17 protein-coding genes are annotated in these 18,650 nt (G+C 71.1%); 9 read left to right on the top strand and 8 right to left on the bottom strand.

Going from position 1 to position 18,650, the window contains the following annotated elements; genetic code table 11:
• Positions 1-29 precede the first annotated feature (29 nt).
• Together sufB and BIV23_RS16225 are read right to left on the bottom strand one after the other, a co-directional pair.
• Entirely contained in the window at positions 30-1,451 is a 1,422-nt protein-coding gene (gene sufB, locus BIV23_RS16230) for a Fe-S cluster assembly protein SufB (protein WP_071381563.1), read from the bottom strand.
• Positions 1,448-2,182, bottom strand: a complete 735-nt coding sequence (locus BIV23_RS16225) for a helix-turn-helix transcriptional regulator (protein WP_071381562.1) — start codon at positions 2,180-2,182, stop codon at positions 1,448-1,450. The genes sufB and BIV23_RS16225 overlap by 4 nt, the downstream gene beginning before the upstream one ends.
• A gap of 183 nt (positions 2,183-2,365) precedes the next feature.
• Here BIV23_RS16225 and BIV23_RS16220 point away from each other — a divergent pair, with 183 nt between their 5' ends.
• From BIV23_RS16220 to BIV23_RS16205, 4 genes are all read left to right on the top strand, one after another.
• Positions 2,366-3,166 (top strand): AAC(3) family N-acetyltransferase, encoded by an 801-nt coding sequence (locus tag BIV23_RS16220; RefSeq protein WP_071381561.1) that lies wholly within the window; start codon positions 2,366-2,368, stop codon positions 3,164-3,166.
• A 46-nt stretch (positions 3,167-3,212) separates the two neighbouring features.
• The gene (locus BIV23_RS16215; RefSeq protein ID WP_071381560.1) at positions 3,213-4,136 is read left to right on the top strand and encodes an ABC transporter ATP-binding protein; all 924 of its coding nucleotides are present in this window, start codon (positions 3,213-3,215) and stop codon (positions 4,134-4,136) included.
• Positions 4,133-4,918, top strand: coding sequence for an ABC transporter permease (locus tag BIV23_RS16210; protein WP_071381559.1), 786 nt, complete (start codon positions 4,133-4,135; stop codon positions 4,916-4,918). Before BIV23_RS16215 ends, BIV23_RS16210 begins: the two co-directional genes overlap by 4 nt.
• Positions 4,919-4,985: 67 nt before the next feature.
• Complete coding sequence (locus BIV23_RS16205) at positions 4,986-5,996, top strand: COX15/CtaA family protein (protein ID WP_071381558.1); 1,011 nt, start codon at positions 4,986-4,988, stop codon at positions 5,994-5,996.
• Between the two features lie 57 nt (positions 5,997-6,053).
• Here BIV23_RS16205 and BIV23_RS16200 read toward each other — a convergent pair whose 3' ends face one another.
• From BIV23_RS16200 to BIV23_RS16185, 4 genes are all read right to left on the bottom strand, one after another.
• A complete protein-coding gene (locus BIV23_RS16200) occupies positions 6,054-6,794 on the bottom strand; it encodes a nucleotidyltransferase domain-containing protein (protein ID WP_071381557.1) in 741 nt (246 codons plus the stop codon).
• Positions 6,795-6,812: 18 nt separating this feature from the next.
• Entirely contained in the window at positions 6,813-7,919 is a 1,107-nt protein-coding gene (locus BIV23_RS16195) for an amidohydrolase family protein (RefSeq protein WP_071381556.1), read from the bottom strand.
• A gap of 116 nt (positions 7,920-8,035) precedes the next feature.
• Positions 8,036-8,356, bottom strand: coding sequence for a hypothetical protein (locus tag BIV23_RS16190; RefSeq protein WP_071381555.1), 321 nt, complete (start codon positions 8,354-8,356; stop codon positions 8,036-8,038).
• Positions 8,357-8,414: 58 nt separating this feature from the next.
• Complete coding sequence (locus tag BIV23_RS16185) at positions 8,415-9,419, bottom strand: heme o synthase (RefSeq protein ID WP_425443496.1); 1,005 nt, start codon at positions 9,417-9,419, stop codon at positions 8,415-8,417.
• 388 nt (positions 9,420-9,807) lie between these two features.
• On the opposite strand from BIV23_RS16185, the gene tkt reads away from it, so the two are divergent.
• From tkt to pgl, 5 genes are read left to right on the top strand one after another with little or no spacing between them, the layout of a single operon-like run.
• Complete coding sequence (gene tkt / locus BIV23_RS16180; protein ID WP_071381553.1) at positions 9,808-11,895, top strand: transketolase; 2,088 nt, start codon at positions 9,808-9,810, stop codon at positions 11,893-11,895.
• Positions 11,896-11,928: 33 nt separating this feature from the next.
• The gene (gene tal, locus BIV23_RS16175) at positions 11,929-13,047 is read left to right on the top strand and encodes a transaldolase (RefSeq protein ID WP_071381552.1); all 1,119 of its coding nucleotides are present in this window, start codon (positions 11,929-11,931) and stop codon (positions 13,045-13,047) included.
• 1 nt (position 13,048) lies between these two features.
• Entirely contained in the window at positions 13,049-14,587 is a 1,539-nt protein-coding gene (gene zwf / locus BIV23_RS16170) for a glucose-6-phosphate dehydrogenase (RefSeq protein ID WP_071381551.1), read from the top strand.
• Positions 14,584-15,621: a glucose-6-phosphate dehydrogenase assembly protein OpcA gene (gene opcA, locus BIV23_RS16165; RefSeq protein WP_071381550.1), complete on the top strand. Its 1,038-nt coding sequence runs from the start codon at positions 14,584-14,586 to the stop codon at positions 15,619-15,621. The genes zwf and opcA overlap by 4 nt, the downstream gene beginning before the upstream one ends.
• On the top strand, positions 15,618-16,400 hold the full coding sequence (gene pgl / locus BIV23_RS16160) for a 6-phosphogluconolactonase (RefSeq protein ID WP_071381549.1): 783 nt from the start codon (positions 15,618-15,620) through the stop codon (positions 16,398-16,400). Before opcA ends, pgl begins: the two co-directional genes overlap by 4 nt.
• 48 nt (positions 16,401-16,448) lie before the next feature.
• Here pgl and BIV23_RS16155 read toward each other — a convergent pair whose 3' ends face one another.
• Both BIV23_RS16155 and BIV23_RS16150 read right to left on the bottom strand, forming a co-directional pair.
• The gene (locus BIV23_RS16155) at positions 16,449-17,288 is read right to left on the bottom strand and encodes a carbohydrate ABC transporter permease (protein WP_071381548.1); all 840 of its coding nucleotides are present in this window, start codon (positions 17,286-17,288) and stop codon (positions 16,449-16,451) included.
• Positions 17,285-18,637, bottom strand: a complete 1,353-nt coding sequence (locus BIV23_RS16150; RefSeq protein ID WP_071381547.1) for an ABC transporter permease subunit — start codon at positions 18,635-18,637, stop codon at positions 17,285-17,287. The genes BIV23_RS16155 and BIV23_RS16150 overlap by 4 nt, the downstream gene beginning before the upstream one ends.
• Positions 18,638-18,650: the final 13 nt, after the last annotated feature.

Here is an 18,650-nt window from a genome sequence, read left to right as displayed (position 1 = left end):
AGTGGCTTGATGGGGTGGGCGGTTGGCGCTCAGCCGACCGCGCCTTCCATCTGGAGCTCGATCAGCCGGTTGAGCTCGAGGGCGTACTCCATGGGCAGTTCCTTGGCGATCGGCTCGACGAAGCCGCGCACGATCATCGCCATCGCCTCGAACTCGGTCAGACCGCGGCTCATCAGGTAGAAGAGCTGGTCCTCGGAGACCTTGGAGACGGTCGCCTCGTGGCCCATCGACACGTCGTCCTCGCGGACGTCCACGTAGGGGTACGTGTCCGAGCGGGAGATGGTGTCGACGAGCAGCGCGTCGCACAGCACGTTGGACTTGGAGCCGGCGGCGCCCTCGCCGATCTCGACGAGACCGCGGTACGACGTGCGGCCGCCGCCGCGCGCCACGGACTTCGAGACGATGTTGGAGGAGGTGTTCGGCGCCATGTGGACCATCTTGGAGCCGGCGTCCTGGTGCTGGCCCTCCCCGGCGAAGGCGATGGAGAGGGTCTCGCCCTTGGCGTGCTCGCCCATCAGGTAGACGGCGGGGTACTTCATCGTCACCTTGGAGCCGATGTTGCCGTCGATCCACTCCATGGTCGCGCCCTCGTAGGCCACGGCGCGCTTGGTGACCAGGTTGTAGACGTTGTTCGACCAGTTCTGGATGGTCGTGTAGCGGCAGCGGGCGTTCTTCTTGACGATGATCTCGACGACCGCGGAGTGCAGCGAGTCCGACTTGTAGATCGGGGCGGTGCAGCCCTCGACGTAGTGCACGTAGGCACCCTCGTCGACGATGATCAGGGTCCGCTCGAACTGGCCCATGTTCTCCGTGTTGATGCGGAAGTAGGCCTGGAGCGGGATCTCCACGTGGACGCCCGGCGGCACGTAGATGAAGGAGCCGCCCGACCACACGGCGGTGTTCAGCGAGGCGAACTTGTTGTCGCCGGCGGGGATGACCGTGCCGAAGTACTCCTTGAAGAGCTCCGGGTGCTCCTTCAGCGCGGTGTCGGTGTCGAGGAAGATGACGCCCTGCTCCTCCAGGTCCTCGCGGATCTGGTGGTAGACGACCTCCGACTCGTACTGGGCGGCGACACCGGCGACGAGGCGCTGCTTCTCGGCCTCCGGGATGCCCAGCTTGTCGTAGGTGTTCTTGATGTCCTCGGGCAGGTCCTCCCAGGACTCCGCCTGCTTCTCCGTGGAGCGCACGAAGTACTTGATGTTGTCGAAGTCGATGCCCGAGAGGTCCGAGCCCCAGTTCGGCATCGGCTTCTTCTCGAACAGCTTCAGACCCTTGAGGCGGAGCTTGGTCATCCACTCCGGCTCGGACTTCTTGCCGGAGATGTCCCGGACGACGTCCTCGTTCAGGCCACGGCGCGCGGACGCACCGGCCACGTCGGAGTCGGCCCAGCCGTATTCGTACTTGCCCAGGCCCTCGAGCTCAGGGTGGGCAGTCTCCGTGGGGAGAGTCATGCGGGGTTCCTCCCGGCCGTGCTTGCAGGTGCGTCAGTGGAAATCTTGGGGATGAACGTCGTGCAGACGCCGTCGCCGTGCGCGATGGTCGCCAGTCGCTGGACGTGGGTCCCCAGCAGCTCGGCGAAGATCTCCGTCTCCGCCTCGCACAGCTGGGGGAACTGCTCCGCGACGTGGGCGACCGGGCAGTGGTGCTGGCACAGTTGCTCGCCGACCGGTGCGGTGCGCGCCGTTGCAGCGTACCCGTCCACGCTCAGGGCCTTGGCCAGCGCTTCGGCGCGCTTGTCGGGCGTGACCGCCTCGATCGCCCTGCGGTAGGCGCTCGCCTGGGCGGTGATCCGCGCGCGGGCGAACGCGGCGACGGCCTCAAGGCCACCGCCCTGCTCGGCGATCCAGCGCAGCGCGTCGGCGGCCAGTTTGTCGTACGACTGGTCGAAGGCGTCGCGGCCGCAGTCGGTGAGCGCGAAGACCTTGGCGGGGCGGCCACGCGTGCGCGTGCCGTACACCCGCTGCTCGCGCGCCTCCACGACGTCGTCGGCGACGAGGGCGTCCAGGTGGCGCCGGACGGCGGCCTGGGTCAGCCCCAGCCGGCCGGCCAGCTCGGCGACGGTCGACGGGCCGTGGTCCAGGATGGAGCGGGCGACGCGGTTGCGCGTGGAGCGCTCACCGGTCGCGAGTTCCTCCTGCGGGGCCCCGAGGGGGGTCTCCCGAGCCTCGTCGACGTTTTTCACAACGCCATTGTTGCGTAATTCCGCGGAGCCTGACAAGCGCCGTCGGGATCATCGGACGGTGCCCTGCATCACTTAGGCATACCTAATCTGACCTGCACAAACGATCTTTGATCGATCATCTCCAGGGTCCTGAGCAGCTATTTCGGTGGCGCGGCGCCGGTCCGTCCGGAAGACTCACGGAGCATGCCGACCCTCGATCCGACCGGCCCGCTCGTCACCCGCGACAGCCTCGCCGCGCAGCTGCGGCTGCTCGGCGTCGAGCCCGGCGAGATCCTCCTCGTCCACTCCTCGCTCAGCGCGCTCGGCTGGGTCAACGGAGGCGCGGTCGCCGTCGTGCAGGGCCTGCTCGACGCCCTCGGCCCGGACGGCACGCTCGTCGTCCCGACGCAGAGCGGCGACCTGTCCGACCCGGCGGTGTGGTCGAACCCGCCGGTGCCCGCGCAGTGGTGGGACCGGATCCGGGCCACCATGCCCGCCTACGACCCGCTGATCACGCCCACGCGCGGGGTCGGGGTGATCCCGGAGACCCTGCGGACCTGGCCCGGCGCGCTGCGCAGCGCCCACCCGCAGACCTCCTTCGCGGCCGTCGGCCCGGCCGCGCGCGAGATCACCGGCGGCCACGCGCCCGACTGCCGCCTCGGCGAGCACAGCCCGCTGGCCCGCCTGGAGAAACGGGGTGCCCGGGTCCTGCTGCTGGGCGCCGGATACGAGGCCTGCACGAGTTTCCACCTCGCCGAGTACCGCATACCCGCGCCCCGCGTGGCGGTCGGCCGGCCCGCGCCCGGCGGCGGCTGGGAGACCGTGACCGAGGTCTCGATCACCTCGGACCGCTTCGACGAGCTGGGACACGACTTCGAGCGGGATCGGGACGTCGTACGGGGAAAGGCGGGCGCGGCGGACGTACGGCTGTTCCCGGTGGCGGACGCCGTGGCCTACGCCGAACGCTGGCTGCCGCTGCACCGGCCCCGCGCGGAGGAGTTCTAGCACCCCGGCTCCGGAGCGCCCCGCGCTCTCCCTAGACTCTGGATCCATGCGAAGTGACCCTGTGGTCCAGGTCCAGGCCCTGGTGAAGCGGTACGGCAGGAAGACCGCGGTGGACGGCCTCGACCTGGTGGCCCGGGCCGGCGTGACCGCCGTCCTCGGTCCCAACGGAGCGGGGAAGACGACCACGGTCGAGACCTGCGAGGGGTACCGGAAGCCGGATTCCGGCACGGTGCGCGTCCTGGGCCTCGACCCGGTACGGCAGTCCGCCGAGCTGCGTCCCCGTATCGGCGTGATGCTCCAGTCAGGCGGCGTCTACTCCGGCGCGCGGGCGGACGAGATGCTGCGGCACGTCGCCCGGCTGCACGCGCATCCGCTGGACGTGGACGCGCTGATCGAGCGGCTGGGGCTGGGCGGTTGCGGGCGGACGAGCTACCGCCGGCTCTCCGGCGGCCAGCAGCAGCGGCTCGCGCTCGCCATGGCCGTCGTCGGGCGCCCGGAGCTGGTCTTCCTGGACGAGCCCACGGCCGGCCTCGACCCGCAGGCCCGCCGGGCCACCTGGGACCTGGTGAAGGACCTGCGCGCCGACGGCGTCTCGGTGATCCTCACCACGCACTACATGGAAGAGGCCGAGCAGCTCGCCGACGACGTGGCGATCATCGACGGCGGCAGGGTCATCGCCCAGGGCACCCCCGAGGAGCTGTGCAGGGGCGGCGCCGAGAACACCCTCCGCTTCACCGGCCGCCCCGGCCTCGACGTCGGCTCCCTGCTCAAGGCCCTCCCGGACGGCTGCACGGCCGCCGAGCTGACCCCGGGCGCCTACCGGGTCGTCGGCAGGGTCGACCCGCAGCTGCTGGCCACGGTGGCCTCGTGGTGCGCCCAGCACGGGGTGATGCCGGACCGGATCTCCGTCGAGCGGCACACCCTCGAAGATGTCTTTCTCGAGCTCACGGGCAAGGAGCTGCGCTCATGACGACCGCCACCGGTACCGGTACCGGCACCTACACCCCCGAGCCGGGTGCGGCGCCGCTGCCCCGCATGATCGGGGCGCAGGCGGCGCTGGAGACCAGGATGCTGCTGCGCAACGGCGAGCAGCTGCTGCTGACGGTCGTCATCCCGACCCTGCTGCTGGTGCTGTTCAGCTCCGTGGACATCGTCGACACCGGCAAGGGCAAGGCCGTCGACTTCCTCGCCCCCGGCATCCTGGCCCTCGCCGTGATGTCGACCGCGTTCACCGGGCAGGCCATCGCGACCGGCTTCGAGCGCCGCTACGGCGTGCTGAAGCGGCTCGCCTCCTCGCCGCTGCCCCGCTGGGGGCTGATGGCCGCGAAGACGGCGTCCGTGCTGGTCACGGAGGTCCTCCAGGTCGTCCTGCTGACGGTGATCGCGTTCGCGCTGGGCTGGCACCCGCACGGCGACCCCGCCGCCGTCCTGCTCCTCCTCGTCCTCGGCACGGCCGCCTTCTCCGGGCTCGGCCTGCTGATGGCGGGCACGCTGAAGGCGGAGGCCACCCTGGCCGCCGCCAACCTGGTCTTCCTGCTGCTGCTCGTCGGCGGCGGGGTCGTCGTCCCGCTGGACAAGTTCGGCTCGGCCGGGCAGCACGTCCTCGGGCTGCTGCCGATCTCGGCGCTGTCGGGCGGCCTGCGGGACGTGCTCCAGCACGGGGCCGGCATGCCGTGGGGCGACCTCGGGATCCTCGCCGGGTGGGCGGTCGTCGGGCTCGCGGCGGCGGGGAAGCTCTTCCGCTGGGAGTGAGCCGGGGTGAGCTGCGCGCACGCGTGGGGCGGACCCTCGTGAAAGTGTGCACAAGCGGCGCCCTACCATGGTGCCCGTGCCAAAGCTGACCCGCGCCGACGCCGTAGCCGCCCTGCGCAACCCGCTCGCCTTCATCGCCGCACGCTGGACGCCGGAACCCCGGACCGTGCAGCGGGCGGCCCTCGCCGCGCTCGTCATGTCGGTGGTCATCGTCGTCACCGGCGGTGCCGTGCGCCTGACCGGCTCCGGCCTCGGCTGCCCGACCTGGCCCGAGTGCACCGACGGCTCGCTGACGCCGACGACCGCGCTGAGCTATCACAGCGCCATCGAGTTCGGCAATCGCATGCTGACGTACGTGCTGTGCGCCGCGGTCGGCTGGTCGATCATCGCCGCGCGCTCCGAGAAGCCGTACCGGCGCAGCCTGACCCGGCTGGGCTGGGCGCAGTTCTGGCTCGTGATGGGCAACGCGGTGCTGGGCGGCATCGTGGTGCTCGTCGGCCTCAACCCGTACACGGTCGCGGCGCACTTCCTGCTCGCGACGGCCCTCACCACGGTCGCCGCGGTGATGTGGCAGCGCACCCGCGAGGGCGACGGCGCGCCCCGGGCGCTGGTCGGCAAGGCCGTGCAGCAGCTGGTGTGGTTCCTCGTCGTCGCCTCGGCCCTGCTGATCGCGGCGGGCACGGTGGTGACCGGCGCGGGCCCGCACGCGGGCGACTCCAGCGACGTCAAGCGCATCCCGATCGACTGGGAGACCGTGGCCAAGCTGCACGCCGTGCTCGCCTGGATCGTGGTCACGCTGACCTTCGCCCTGTGGTTCGTCCTCAAGGCGGTCGACGCGCCGAAGGGCCCGCTGCACCGCACCCGGGACCTGTTCCTGATCCTCCTGGGCCAGGGCGTCATCGGCTACGTCCAGTACTTCACCCATCTGCCCGAGGCGCTCGTCGGCCTCCACATGCTCGGCTCCTGCCTCGTGTGGATCGGCGTCCTGCGCGTCCTGCTGGCGCTGCGGGAGCGTCCGGAGGCCGCCGTGGACCTGCCCGGCCCGGCCGCCGAGGTGACGGTGGGCACGCGCGCGTAGCGCGTTTTTCGGCGCCACGCGCGTGTGGTGCGTTTTTCGGCGCCACGCGCGCGTGCGTCAGCCGTACGTGGTGACCAGCACGTCGATCGCAGGGGCGAGGTAGGCGCGGGTCAGCTCGGCGCGGCGGGTGAGCCAGACGTCGTCCGCCGTGGGCGCGGCCGCGTCGTACCGCCTTCGGGTGATGTCCTCCACGACCTCGGCCGGAGCGCCGAGCGACGGGAGTTCGGCGAGCGCCTCCCGCTTCGAGATCAGCCGCCCGTCGCGCAGGGTCACGGTGGCGCGGGCGAAGGTCACCAGGCCCAGGTCGACCCAGACGTCCTGCGTCCACAGCCGGGCCCTCTCGACGTGGGGCCGCCAGAAGTCCCGCTGGTCACGGACGACGAAGGTGCTCAACTGCCGCTCCGGCACGGGCGGCAGCAGGGCGGCCGGTGCCTCGCCGTGCAGCACCCGGCCGAAGTCGTGCAGCTCGCGCCGGGTGACGGGGGTGACCGGACGGCGCATCACCCGCCGGTGCGCCCAGGTGAGGTGGGACCGGTCCGGGTCGTCCAGGGTGGCCGGGGCCAGGTAGCTGCAGTGGAGCTTCGCGGCGAGCGGTTCCGTGCGCAGGCGCCGGTGCAGCGCCACGACCCGTCGTACGGTCGTGAGGCCCACCTCGTCCGGCAGTACGGCGATGAGGTCCAGGTCGCTGCGGCCCTCCTGGTAGTCGCCGCCGGCCAGTGAGCCGTGCGCCCAGACCGCGCGGGGGCGCAGAGGGGTCAGGTCGGTGAGGAACCGGGCGAGCAGGGATTCCGTCGGCATCCGCTCAGTCTGGGCAACTCAGCCCAGCCTGTACACCCGGCGCGCGTTGCCCGACGCGACCATCAGGGCCACCCGCTGGGCGTCCTCCAGGGACCACGCGCCCTCGCCGACCCAGCCACCCAGGACCTGGCCCAGCGCCTCGCGGAACAGCCGGGCCCCGACGACGTGCAGCTCGGGCAGTCCGTGGGCGCCGGTGGAGAAGAGGATCTTGCCGAAGGGTGCCAGCTCCAGGATCTCGGCGAGGACGGTGACGGCCCGGGCCCCGGTGCGCACGAGCGCGGCGCCGGAGTCGGTGTAGACGTGCGCGAAGACACCGGCCAGATGGGCGGCGTGCCGGTGGTACGGATAACCGTGCAGCAGGATCAGATCGGTGCCGAGTCCCGCCGTGGCCCGCACGAAGTCGGTGAGCAGCACCGGGTCGGTGCGGTCGATGCGGGAGCCGGGCTCGCCGAGGCCCGCGTGCAGTTGCAGGGGCCGTCCGGAGGCGACGGCGATCCACAGCAGATGCCGCAGCAGTACGGGGTCGCGCAGCGCCCCGCCGACCGGGCGCCCGGCCAGCCAGCGGCCCGCCGCGCCCCGCACCTCGCCCGGCCCCGGCGGCTCGGGCGCGAGGGCGAGGCCGTGGCGCAGGCCGGCGACGGAGGTGAAGGCGACGGCGTGCGCGGCGGCGCCGTGCACGGACTCGGCGAGGTTGGCGAGGAAGGACTCGACGGTGCCGGAGGTGTCGGCGACCTGCTCCGCGAGCAGCTCCAGCCGGACGATCTCGTGGGCCTCGGCGAATCCGGCGGAGGCCAGCTCGGCGGGGCCGGTGAGGTCGCCGGGCAGGCCGGTGTCGACGAGGTAGGTGGTGATGCCGCTGCCGCGCAGCAGCCGCCGGCCCGCCTCCAGGACGCCCAGTTCCCGGCGCCGGGCCAGATAGCGGGCGGGCGGGCAGTGGGGTTCGAGGCCGAGCAGGGGCGGGCACCAGCGCCGTACGGCGAAGCCCGTCTGGGTGTCGAAGAGGGTGGTGCCGGCCGCGGGCGGGCCCTCGGTGCGGGCGAGTTGGGCCTCGAAGGTGCCGAGGCCCAGTTCCGTGCGGAGCACTCCGTGGCAGTACTGGTCCACCAGGGACGGCGTTTCGATCATCCGGGGCTCCCCGTGAAGACGTGCGCTGCCTTGCACGTCCTAACGGGGGAACGGGGACCGAGGTCGCGGAACAGCCCGGGACTGCGGGTTATTCGGCGGCTTCGGACCGTATGTGGTCAACCCCCGATCTGAATGCCCGCCATCCTCTTCCACTCGTACGGGCCCGTCGCCACCTTGGCCGCGAACTCGCCGTCGAAGGACTCGTGGACGGTGATGCCGGACTTCTCGACGGCCTTCTCGGCGATCTCGGTGCTGGGGGCCACCAGATCGCCCCAGCCGCCGTCCTCGCCGACGAGGACGATGCGGGCGCCGCGTTCGCCGATGTAGGCCACCTGGCCCTCGGCGCCGCCGTGCGCCTTGGCGAAGGCGCTGATCTGGTGGGCGAGCCGGGACACCTTGCGCTCGGCCCGTGCGTCAACCTGCTGCGTGTCTGCCATGACCCCGATGCTACTCACGAGTAGATCGACTGGCGAGAGCGGGCCGCTGTGACGTATGTCAGCGCAGGAAGGGGTCCACCGCGACCGCGACGAAGAGGATCGACACGTAGGTGATCGACCAGTGGAAGAGCCGCATCTCCTTCAGCTTCGCGCCGGTCACCTCGGCCTTCGCCCGGTTCTGGAGGCCGTGCGCCTCCCAGAGCCAGAAGCCGCCGGCCGCGAGGGCGACCACCGTGTAGAACCAGCCGGTGTAGCCGAGAGGGGTCAGCAGGAGGGAGACGGCGACCATCACCCAGCTGTAGATGACGATCTGCCGGGCGACGACCTTGTTGGACGCGATGACCGGGAGCATGGGCACGCCCACGCGCGCGTAGTCCTCCTTGACCTTCATGGACAGCGGCCAGTAGTGCGGCGGGGTCCAGAAGAACATGACGAGGAAGAGGATGACCGGCGCCCAGGACATCGAGTTCGTGACCGAGGACCAGCCGATGAGCACCGGCAGGCAGCCGGCGATGCCGCCCCACACGATGTTCTGCGACGTACGCCGCTTGAGGATCATCGTGTAGACGACGACGTAGAAGAGGAGTGCGCCGAGGGAGAGCCAGGCGCTCAGCCAGTTGACGGTGAGTCCGAACAGCAGCGTCGAGACGACCGCCAGGGTGATGCCGAAGGCGAGGCACTCGCGCGGGCTGACCATGCCGGTCACCAGCGGCCGCTGCGCGGTGCGGTCCATCAGGGCGTCGATGTCACGGTCGATGTACATGTTCAGCGCGTTGGCGCCGCCCGCCGACAGGTAGCCGCCGACGCAGGTGAGCAGGACCAGACCGAGGTCCGGCACGCCCTTCTGCGCCAGGAACATCACCGGAACGGTGGTGATGAGCAGCAGCTCGATGATCCTCGGCTTGGTCAGAGCCACGAACGCCTTGACACGGGCCCCGAACGGCCGGTGAACCGGGCCCTGGCTCGCACCACCCAGCACGCCCTCCCCCAGAGCCTGAAGGGCCTGGGAGGGACCCCCAGGACGTGATTCGACGGCCGTCACGCACACCCCTGACAGAGACATCCCAGCAAGCCCGTCCCTGTGAAGTCCCGGTAAAGGCTCGCGCGTACCACGCCACTTTAGACGTTGCCCATACCCCGACCTTCGCGGGGGTGGGGTCGTGTTGGAGGCCCCCCGGGAGAGGCCTCCCGGAGGCCCCCCATAAGAGGGGACCCACCCCTCGATTGAGCGCTCAGATGACCGGCTCCGTATTCATGTGCCAAATGCCGTCTCGGCCAGTCGGGAGGCGGATCGCACGGACTCCCGGCAGTCTGGAATGAGTCGAAAAAACGCACGTCTTCGCGAGGGTAGGCTCGACAGCGTCCGGTGGGCGGCAAGCCCCCCGGAAGCCGGGTGGGCGCATGCCCCGACAGACCGGCGACCGACATGTGGAGAGGAGCCCTGACCCAGGGTGAGCACCAAGCCGACCACCACAGACCTCGAGTGGACCGAGCTGGACCAGCGGGCCGTCGACACCGCCCGTGTCCTGGCCGCAGACGCCGTACAGAAGGTCGGCAACGGCCATCCCGGTACGGCGATGAGCCTGGCTCCGGCCGCGTACACCCTCTTCCAGAAGGTGATGCGGCACGACCCGGCCGACCCCGAGTGGGTCGGGCGCGACCGTTTCGTGCTGTCCGCCGGCCACTCGTCCCTGACCCTCTACACCCAGCTGTACCTGGCCGGCTTCGGCCTGGAGCTGGACGATCTGAAGGCCTTCCGGACGTGGGGTTCGAAGACCCCTGGCCACCCGGAGTACGGGCACACCAAGGGCGTGGAGACGACGACCGGCCCGCTGGGCCAGGGTGTCGCCAACGCGGTGGGCATGGCGATGGCCGCCCGCTACGAGCGTGGCCTGTTCGACCCGGACGCGCCGCAGGGCGAGTCCCCCTTCGACCACTTCGTCTACTGCATCGCCGGTGACGGCTGCCTCCAGGAGGGCATCTCCGCCGAGGCGTCCTCGCTGGCCGGCCACCAGAAGCTCGGCAACCTGATCCTGCTGTGGGACGACAACCACATCTCGATCGAGGGCGACACCGAGACGGCCGTCTCCGAGGACACCGCTCTGCGCTACGAGGCCTACGGCTGGCACGTGCAGCGCGTGGCGGCCCAGGACAACGGCGACCTGGACCCGGCCGCCATCTACGACGCGGTCCAGAAGGCCAAGGCCGTCACGGACCGGCCGTCGTTCATCGCGATGCGTTCGATCATCGCCTGGCCGGCCCCGAACGCGCAGAACACCGAGGCCGCGCACGGCTCCGCGCTGGGCGACGAGGAGGTCGCGGCCACCAAGCGCGTCCTCGGCTTCGACCCGGAGCAGACCTTCGAGGTCGCGGACGAGGTCATCGCCCACACCCGCAAGGCGCTGGAGCGCGGTGCGCAGGCCAAGGCCGAGTGGGAGAAGTCGCTCCAGGTGTGGCGCGACGACAACGCCGAGCGGGCCGCCGAGTTCGACCGCATCAGCAAGGGCGAGCTGCCCGCCGGCTGGGAGGAGAAGATCCCGGTCTTCGAGCCCGGCAAGGGTGTCGCGACGCGTGCCGCCTCCGGCAAGGTGCTGCAGGCGCTCGGCGCGGTCATCCCCGAGCTGTGGGGCGGCTCCGCCGACCTCGCGGGGTCGAACAACACGACCATCGACAAGGACAGCTCGTTCCTGCCCGAGGGCAACCCGCTGCCGGAGGCCAACCCCTACGGCCGCACGATTCACTACGGCATCCGTGAGCACTCCATGGGCGCCGAGATGAACGGCATCGCCCTGCACGGGAACACCCGTATCTACGGCGGCACGTTCCTCGTCTTCTCCGACTACATGCGCAACGCCGTGCGCCTGTCGGCGCTGATGCACCTGCCGGTGACGTTCGTGTGGACGCACGACTCCATCGGTCTGGGCGAGGACGGCCCGACCCACCAGCCGGTCGAGCACCTGGCCTCGCTGCGCGCCATCCCGGGCCTGAACGTCGTCCGCCCGGCCGACGCCAACGAGACCGCTGTCGCCTGGCGCGAGATCCTGAGGCGCTACACCAAGGAGTTCGGCAAGGGACAGCCGCACGCCTTCGCCCTGACCCGCCAGGGCGTGCCGACGTACGAGCCCAACGAGGATGCGGCGAAGGGTGGTTACGTCCTCTTCGAGGCGGACGGCGGCACCCCGCAGGTGATCCTGATCGCCACCGGGTCCGAGGTGCACGTGGCCGTCGAGGCGCGTGAGCAGCTCCAGGCCGACGGTGTCCCCACGCGCGTGGTGTCGATGCCGTCCGTGGAGTGGTTCGAGGAGCAGGACCAGGGGTACCGGGACTCCGTGCTGCCGCCGTCGGTCAAGGCCCGTGTGTCGGTCGAGGCGGGCATCGGTCTCACGTGGCACAAGTACGTCGGGGACGCCGGCCGCATCGTTTCCCTGGAGCACTTCGGTGCTTCCGCCGACGGCAAGGTGCTCTTCCGCGAGTTCGGCTTCACTGCGGAGAACGTGGCCGCCAAGGCCCGGGAATCCCTCGCCGCCGCCCAGCGCTGACGCTCATATACGACACGTAGGAGATGTAATTCCATGACAGACGCACTCAAGCGCCTCTCCGAGGAAGGCGTCGCGATCTGGCTGGACGACCTGTCGCGCAAGCGGATCACGTCCGGCAACCTCGCCGAGCTGATCGACCAGCAGCACGTCGTGGGCGTCACCACCAACCCGACGATCTTCCAGAAGGCGATCAGCGGCGGCGACGGCTACGAGCAGCAGCTCAGGGACCTCGCCGCCCGCAAGGTCACCGTCGACGAGGCCATCCGCATGATCACGACGGCGGACGTCCGTGACGCCGCCGACATCCTGCGCCCGGTCTTCGACGCCACCGACGGCCAGGACGGCCGGGTCTCCATCGAGGTCGACCCCCGGCTGGCCCACCACACCGAGGCGACGGTCGCCGAGGCCAAGCAGCTGGCCTGGCTGGTGGACCGCCCCAACACCCTGATCAAGATCCCGGCCACCAAGGCGGGTCTGCCGGCGATCGCCGAGGTCATCGGCCGCGGCATCAGCGTCAACGTCACGCTGATCTTCTCGCTGGAGCGCTACCGCGCGGTGATGGACGCCTACCTCACCGGTCTGGAGAAGGCGAAGGAGCGCGGCCTCGACCTGTCGCTCATCCGCTCCGTGGCGTCGTTCTTCGTGTCCCGTGTGGACACCGAGATCGACAAGCGCCTGGACGCCCTCGGCACCGACGAGGCCAAGGCGCTGCGCGGCAAGGCCGCCGTCGCCAACGCGCGCCTCGCCTACCAGGCGTACGAGGAGGTCTTCTCCTCCGACCGCTGGCAGGCGCTGGAGAACGCGGGCGCCCGCAAGCAGCGTCCGCTGTGGGCGTCGACCGGTGTGAAGGACCCGGCGTACCAGGACACGATGTACGTCACCGACCTGGTCGCGCCGAACACGGTCAACACCATGCCGGAGGCCACCCTGGAGGCCGCCGAGGACCACGGCGAGATCACCGGCGACACCATCACCGGCACCTACGAGCAGGCCCGCGCCGACCTCGACGCGGTCGAGAAGCTCGGGATCTCGTACGACGACGTGGTCCAGGTGCTGGAGGACGAGGGCGTCGAGAAGTTCGAGGCGTCCTGGATCGACCTGCTGAAGTCGACCGAGGCGGAGCTCAAGCGCCTCACCCCCTCGGAGGGCTGATTTGTCACCCCTCGTCGGATCCGGAGCGAACCCGCTTCGTGACCCCGCCGACCGACGGCTCCCGCGTATCGCGGGGCCGTCGGGCCTGGTGATCTTCGGCGTCACGGGCGACCTGTCGCGCAAGAAGCTGATGCCCGCCGTGTACGACCTCGCCAACCGGGGTCTGCTGCCGCCGGGCTTCTCGCTGGTGGGCTTCGCCCGCCGCGAGTGGGAGAACGAGGACTTCGCCGCCGAGGTCCACGACGCCGTCAAGGCGCACGCCCGCACGCCGTTCCGTGAGGAGGTCTGGCAGCAGCTCATCCAGGGGATGCGCTTCGTCCAGGGCACCTTCGACGACGACGACGCCTTCGAGCGGCTGCGCGCCACCATCGAGGAGCTGGACAAGGCACAGGGCACGGGCGGCAACTTCGCCTTCTACCTGTCGGTGCCGCCGCGCTCCTTCCCGGTGGTCATCCAGCAGCTGAAGAAGCACGGGCTGGCCGACCAGTCGGGCGGTTCCTGGCGGCGCGCCGTCATCGAGAAGCCCTTCGGCCACGACCTGAAGTCGGCCGAGGAGCTGAACAAGGTCGTGCACGAGGTGTTCGAGCCGGACCAGGTGTTCCGCATCGACCACTACCTCGGCAAGGAGACCGTCCAGAACATCCTGGCGCTGCGCTTCGCCAACACGATGTTCGAGCCGATCTGGAACCGGTCCTTCGTGGACCACGTGCAGATCACCATGGCCGAGGACATCGGCATCGGCGGCCGCGCCGGCTACTACGACGGCATCGGCGCCGCCCGTGACGTCATCCAGAACCACCTCCTCCAGCTCATGGCGCTCACCGCCATGGAGGAGCCGGCCTCCTTCGGCGCGGACGCGCTGGCCGCCGAGAAGGAGAAGGTGCTCGGCGCCGTACGGCTGCCGCGGGACCTGGGCGCCTCGACCGTGCGCGGGCAGTACGCGGGCGGCTGGCAGGGCGGCGAGAAGGTCATCGGCTACCTCGAAGAGGACGGCATCGACGCCAAGTCGAAGACCGACACCTACGCCGCGATCAAGCTGGAGGTCGACAACCGCCGCTGGGCGGGCGTCCCCTTCTATCTGCGCACCGGCAAGCGCCTGGGCCGCCGGGTCACCGAGATCGCGGTGGTGTTCCAGCGGGCCCCGCACTCCCCCTTCGACCACACGGCGACGGAGGAGCTGGGCCAGAACGCGATCGTCATCCGCGTCCAGCCCGACGAGGGCATCACGGTCCGCTTCGGCTCCAAGGTGCCGGGCACCTCGATGGAGATCCGGGACGTGTCGATGGACTTCGCCTACGGCGAGTCCTTCACCGAGTCGTCGCCGGAGGCGTACGAGCGGCTGATCCTGGACGTGCTGCTGGGCGACGCCAACCTCTTCCCGCGCACGGAGGAGGTCGAGCTGTCCTGGAAGATCCTCGACCCGATCGAGCAGTACTGGGACAAGCACGGCAGGCCCGCGCAGTACCCGTCGGGCACGTGGGGCCCCGCCGAGGCGGACGAGATGCTCGCACGAGACGGACGGAGCTGGCGCCGGCCATGAAGATAGACCTGACCGACACCACCGCCGGCGACATCAACAAGGCGCTCGTCCGGGGCCGCCGGGCCATCGGCACCCCGGCCGTGGGGATGGTCCTGACCCTCGTCATCGTGACCGACGAGGAGAACGCCTACGACGCGCTGAAGGCCGCGGGCGACGCCTCGCGCGAGCACCCTTCGCGCACGCTCGTGGTCATCAAGCGGGTCTCCCGCACCCCGCGCGACCGTACGACGTCCCGGCTGGACGCCGAGGTGCGGGTGGGCGCGGACGCGGGCACTGGCGAGACGGTCGTCCTGCGGCTGTACGGCGAGGTGTCCGACCACGCCGACTCGGTCGTCCTGCCGCTGCTGCTGCCGGACGCCCCGGTCGTGGTGTGGTGGCCGGTGAACGCCCCGGTGGACCCGGCGAACGACCCGCTGGGCGCGCTCGCCCAGCGCCGGGTCACCGACACCTACGCCGCCGAGCAGCCGGTGCGGGAGCTGTCGGCCCGCGCCGAGGCCTACACGCCCGGCGACACCGACCTGTCCTGGACCCGGATCACGCCGTGGCGCTCGATGCTCGCGGCGGCCCTGGACCAGGTCACCTGCGAGGTGCGGGGCGTCGAGGTGGAGGGCGAGGAGTTCAACCCGAGCTGTGAGCTGCTGGCGATGTGGCTCGCGAACCGGCTGGACGTCCCCGTCCGGCGCTCCCTGTCGTCCGGCCCCGGTCTGACGGCCGTGCGCATGGAGACCACCTGCGGCCCGATCGTGCTGGACCGCGCGGACGGTTCGCTGGCCACGCTGACCATCGAGGGCCAGCCGGCCCGCGCGGTGGCGCTGAAGCGGCGGGAGACCGCCGAGCTGATCGCGGAGGAGCTGCGCCGGCTCGACCCGGACGACACCTACGCGTCGGCGCTGCGCTACGGCGTGGAGCGGCTGAACACGGCGCCGCAGGCCGCGGCGTCCGAGCCGGAGGCGGCCGAGGCGCCCGCGCCCGCGAAGAAGGCGGCCGCCAGGACCGCCAAGAAGGCTCCGGCGAGGAAGGCGGCGGCGAAGTGAGCACTCCGCAGCTGGTGGTCCACCGCGACAAGGAGCTGATGGCGCAGGCCGCCGCGGCCCGTCTGATCACGAAGATCGTGGACGCGCAGGCCTCCCGGGGCACCGCGTCCGTGGTCCTCACCGGTGGCCGCAACGGCAACGGCCTGCTGGCCGCGCTCGCTGCGGCGCCCGCGCGGGACGCCGTCGACTGGGGCCGGCTCGACCTGTGGTGGGGCGACGAGCGCTACCTCCCCGAGGGCGACCCCGAGCGCAATGTCACGCAGGCCCGTGAGGCCCTGCTGGACTCCGTGCCGCTGGACCCGGAGCGCGTGCACGCCATGCCCGCCTCCGACGGCCCGTACGGCAGGGACGTCGAGGCGGCGGCGGAGGCGTACGCGGCGGAGCTGGCGAAGGCGTCCGGGCCGGAGAACCACGGCTCGGTGCCCACCTTCGACGTGCTCATGCTGGGCGTCGGCCCGGACACCCATGTGGCCTCGCTCTTCCCGGAGCTGCCGGCCGTACGGGAGACCGAGCGCACGGTGGTCGGCGTGCACGGCGCGCCCAAGCCGCCGCCGACCCGGATCAGCCTGACCCTGCCCGCGATCCGCTCGGCCCGCGAGGTGTGGCTGCTCGCGGCCGGTGCGGACAAGGCGGAGGCCGCGGCCATCGCCCTGTCGGGCGCGGGCGAGATCCAGGCTCCGGCGGCGGGCGCGAAGGGCCGCCAGCGGACGCTGTGGCTGCTGGACGCCGCCGCGGCCTCGCAGCTGCCGCGGTCGCTGTATCCGCCGTCGTCTCCGTGACGACCGGCTGTGCGTAGGGGCGGCGGGGACCGAGGTCCCCGCCGCCCCTCATTTCACGGAGCCCGCCATCACGCCCTGCACGAAGTGCTTCTGGAACGCGAAGAACACCACGACGGGCACGATCAGGGACAGGAACGCGCCCGGCGCCAGGACGTCGATGTTGCTGCCGAACTGGCGTATCTGGGACTGGAGTTGAACGGTCAGCGGCTGGGACGAGCTGTCGGCGAAGAGCAGGGCGACCAGCATGTCGTTCCACACCCACAGGAACTGGAAGATGGCGAGCGAGGCGATCGCCGGGCGCCCGACCGGCAGGACCAGCCGGGTGAAGATGCGCCACTCGGTGCCGCCGTCCATCCGCGCCGCCTCCAGCATCTCCTTCGGCATCTCCGCGAAGTAGTTCCGCAGCAGGAACACCGCGAAGGGCAGGCCGTAGGCGACATGGAAGAGGACGACTCCGGGGATGGTGCCGAACAGGCCCAGCGCGCCGAAGAGTTTGGCCACCGGCAGCAGACCGATCTGGACCGGCACCACCAACAGGGCCACCACCAGCAGGAAGAGCGGTTCCCTGAGCGGGAAGTCCAGCCAGGCGAAGGCGTATCCGGCGAGGGCCGCGATGACGACGACCAGGGTGGTCGCCGGCACCGAGATCAGCACCGTGTTCCAGAAGGCCTGGGTGATGCCGGAGTTCTTCAGCAGGGCCGTGTAGTTGTCGAAGGACAGCCGGCCGGGACTCGACAGGGCCGTCCACCAGCCGCCCTTGGCGGTGTCCTGGGACGAGCGCAGCGAGGACACGAACAGTCCCGCCAGCGGGGTCAGCCAGACCAGGCCGATCACCACCAGGACGGCCTGCACCAGGCCGTTGCCGAGGCCCCTCCTGACCGCGTTCATCGCTGACTCCTTCGGAAGCGGCGGACGTTGAAGACCATCGCGGGGACGACCAGGAGCAGCAGGAGCACGCCGAGGGCACTGCCGAGGCCCTGGTTGTCGCCGCCGCCGAAGGACACCAGCCACATCTGGGTCGCGAGGACGGTGGCGTCCTCCTGCACCGGCCCGGGCGCGATGATGTAGACGAGGTCGAAGACCTTCATCACGTTGATCACCAGAGTCACGAAGACCACGGTCAGCACGGGGGCCAGCAGCGGCACGGTGATGCGGCGGAAGATCTGCCACTCGTTCGCGCCGTCCATCCGGGCCGCCTCCAGCGCGTCCCGGGGCAGGGCGGCGAGCCCCGCGCCGATCAGCACCATCGCGAAGCCGGTCCAGATCCACAGGTACGCGCCGATGATCGCCGGTGTGACCAGGGCCGGGCCCAGCCAGGAGACGCCCTGGTAGGGCTGGGCGAAGTTGGACTCCGGCAGCCGCACCGTGTACGACCCCGCGGCGAGCCCGGGCAGGCGGAAGGAGCCGTCGGCCGCGGTGGTCGCGCTCGCGACCGCCTTGCCGTCGCGCACCGCCTGGACCGTCATTCCGGGCAGGCCGCTCTCCTTCGGGTCGACCTTGCCCGGCCGGCCGCCCCCGCCGGGGGTGAAGTCGAGGTAGACGACACCGCGCAGTTCACCGGGGGCCGCCTGCTTCGCGGCGGCCGGGTACGCGGGCGCGGCGTTCTTCGGCAGGTCCCCCGGCAGCACGCCGACCATCGGGAGCGTCACGGACTCGCCCGCCCGGGCCGTCGTACGCCAGGAGCCGTCGCGGTCCTCGGTCAGCAGGCCCGCGCGCCCGCGGGCCGTCGGGTAGGCGGACGTGCTCCGGAAGGCGTCGTGGACGGAGACGACGGCCGCGTTGAGCACGCCCCTGTTCGGGTCCGCGTCGTAGGCGAGGCGGAAGATGATGCCGGCGGCGAGGAAGGACACCGCCATCGGCATGAAGAGCAGGAGTTTGAAGGCGGTGGCCCAGCGGACCTTCTCCACCAGCACGGCGAGGATCAGGCCGAGCCCGGTCAGCAGGGCCGGGGCCACGACGACCCAGATCGCGGTGTTGCGGATGGCCTTCAGGGTGGCCGGGTCACGGAACATCTCGGTGTAGTTGCCGGCGCCGACGAAGCGGGTGCCGGAGGCGTCGAAGAGGCTGCGGCCGACGGAGAACAGCACCGGGTAGACGACGAGGGCGCCGAGCAGGAGCAGCGCCGGGAAGACGAAGAGCAGGGCGATCAGCCGGGCGCGCCGCCGGCCGCGGCGCCCGCGCGCCGGGCCGGCGGCCCGCGGGCCCGCCTGCTGTTTCACGACAGTGGTGGCGGTCATGGTGGTGTCGCCG

The organism is Streptomyces monashensis (assembly GCF_001866665.1).
Taxonomy (GTDB): Bacteria; Actinomycetota; Actinomycetes; order Streptomycetales; family Streptomycetaceae; genus Streptomyces; species Streptomyces monashensis.
Note: the sequence above shows the minus strand (reverse complement) of the source record. Positions and strands in the feature narration are given on the sequence as shown.

What these genes read in the sequence shown, in the direction of transcription:
- BIV23_RS16210 (WP_071381559.1), top strand. Translation starts at nt 4,133, where the DNA reads ATGACGACCGCCACCGGTACCGGTACCGGCACCTACACCCCCGAGCCG.
- BIV23_RS16185 (WP_425443496.1), bottom strand. Translation starts at nt 9,419, where the DNA reads ATGTCTCTGTCAGGGGTGTGCGTGACGGCCGTCGAATCACGTCCTGGG.
- BIV23_RS16190 (WP_071381555.1), bottom strand. Translation starts at nt 8,356, where the DNA reads ATGGCAGACACGCAGCAGGTTGACGCACGGGCCGAGCGCAAGGTGTCC.
- BIV23_RS16155 (WP_071381548.1), bottom strand. Translation starts at nt 17,288, where the DNA reads ATGAACGCGGTCAGGAGGGGCCTCGGCAACGGCCTGGTGCAGGCCGTC.
- BIV23_RS16220 (WP_071381561.1), top strand. Translation starts at nt 2,366, where the DNA reads ATGCCGACCCTCGATCCGACCGGCCCGCTCGTCACCCGCGACAGCCTC.
- sufB (WP_071381563.1), bottom strand. Translation starts at nt 1,451, where the DNA reads ATGACTCTCCCCACGGAGACTGCCCACCCTGAGCTCGAGGGCCTGGGC.
- BIV23_RS16200 (WP_071381557.1), bottom strand. Translation starts at nt 6,794, where the DNA reads ATGCCGACGGAATCCCTGCTCGCCCGGTTCCTCACCGACCTGACCCCT.
- BIV23_RS16205 (WP_071381558.1), top strand. Translation starts at nt 4,986, where the DNA reads ATGGTGCCCGTGCCAAAGCTGACCCGCGCCGACGCCGTAGCCGCCCTG.
- opcA (WP_071381550.1), top strand. Translation starts at nt 14,584, where the DNA reads ATGAAGATAGACCTGACCGACACCACCGCCGGCGACATCAACAAGGCG.
- BIV23_RS16215 (WP_071381560.1), top strand. Translation starts at nt 3,213, where the DNA reads ATGCGAAGTGACCCTGTGGTCCAGGTCCAGGCCCTGGTGAAGCGGTAC.
- BIV23_RS16195 (WP_071381556.1), bottom strand. Translation starts at nt 7,919, where the DNA reads ATGATCGAAACGCCGTCCCTGGTGGACCAGTACTGCCACGGAGTGCTC.
- tal (WP_071381552.1), top strand. Translation starts at nt 11,929, where the DNA reads ATGACAGACGCACTCAAGCGCCTCTCCGAGGAAGGCGTCGCGATCTGG.
- BIV23_RS16150 (WP_071381547.1), bottom strand. Translation starts at nt 18,637, where the DNA reads ATGACCGCCACCACTGTCGTGAAACAGCAGGCGGGCCCGCGGGCCGCC.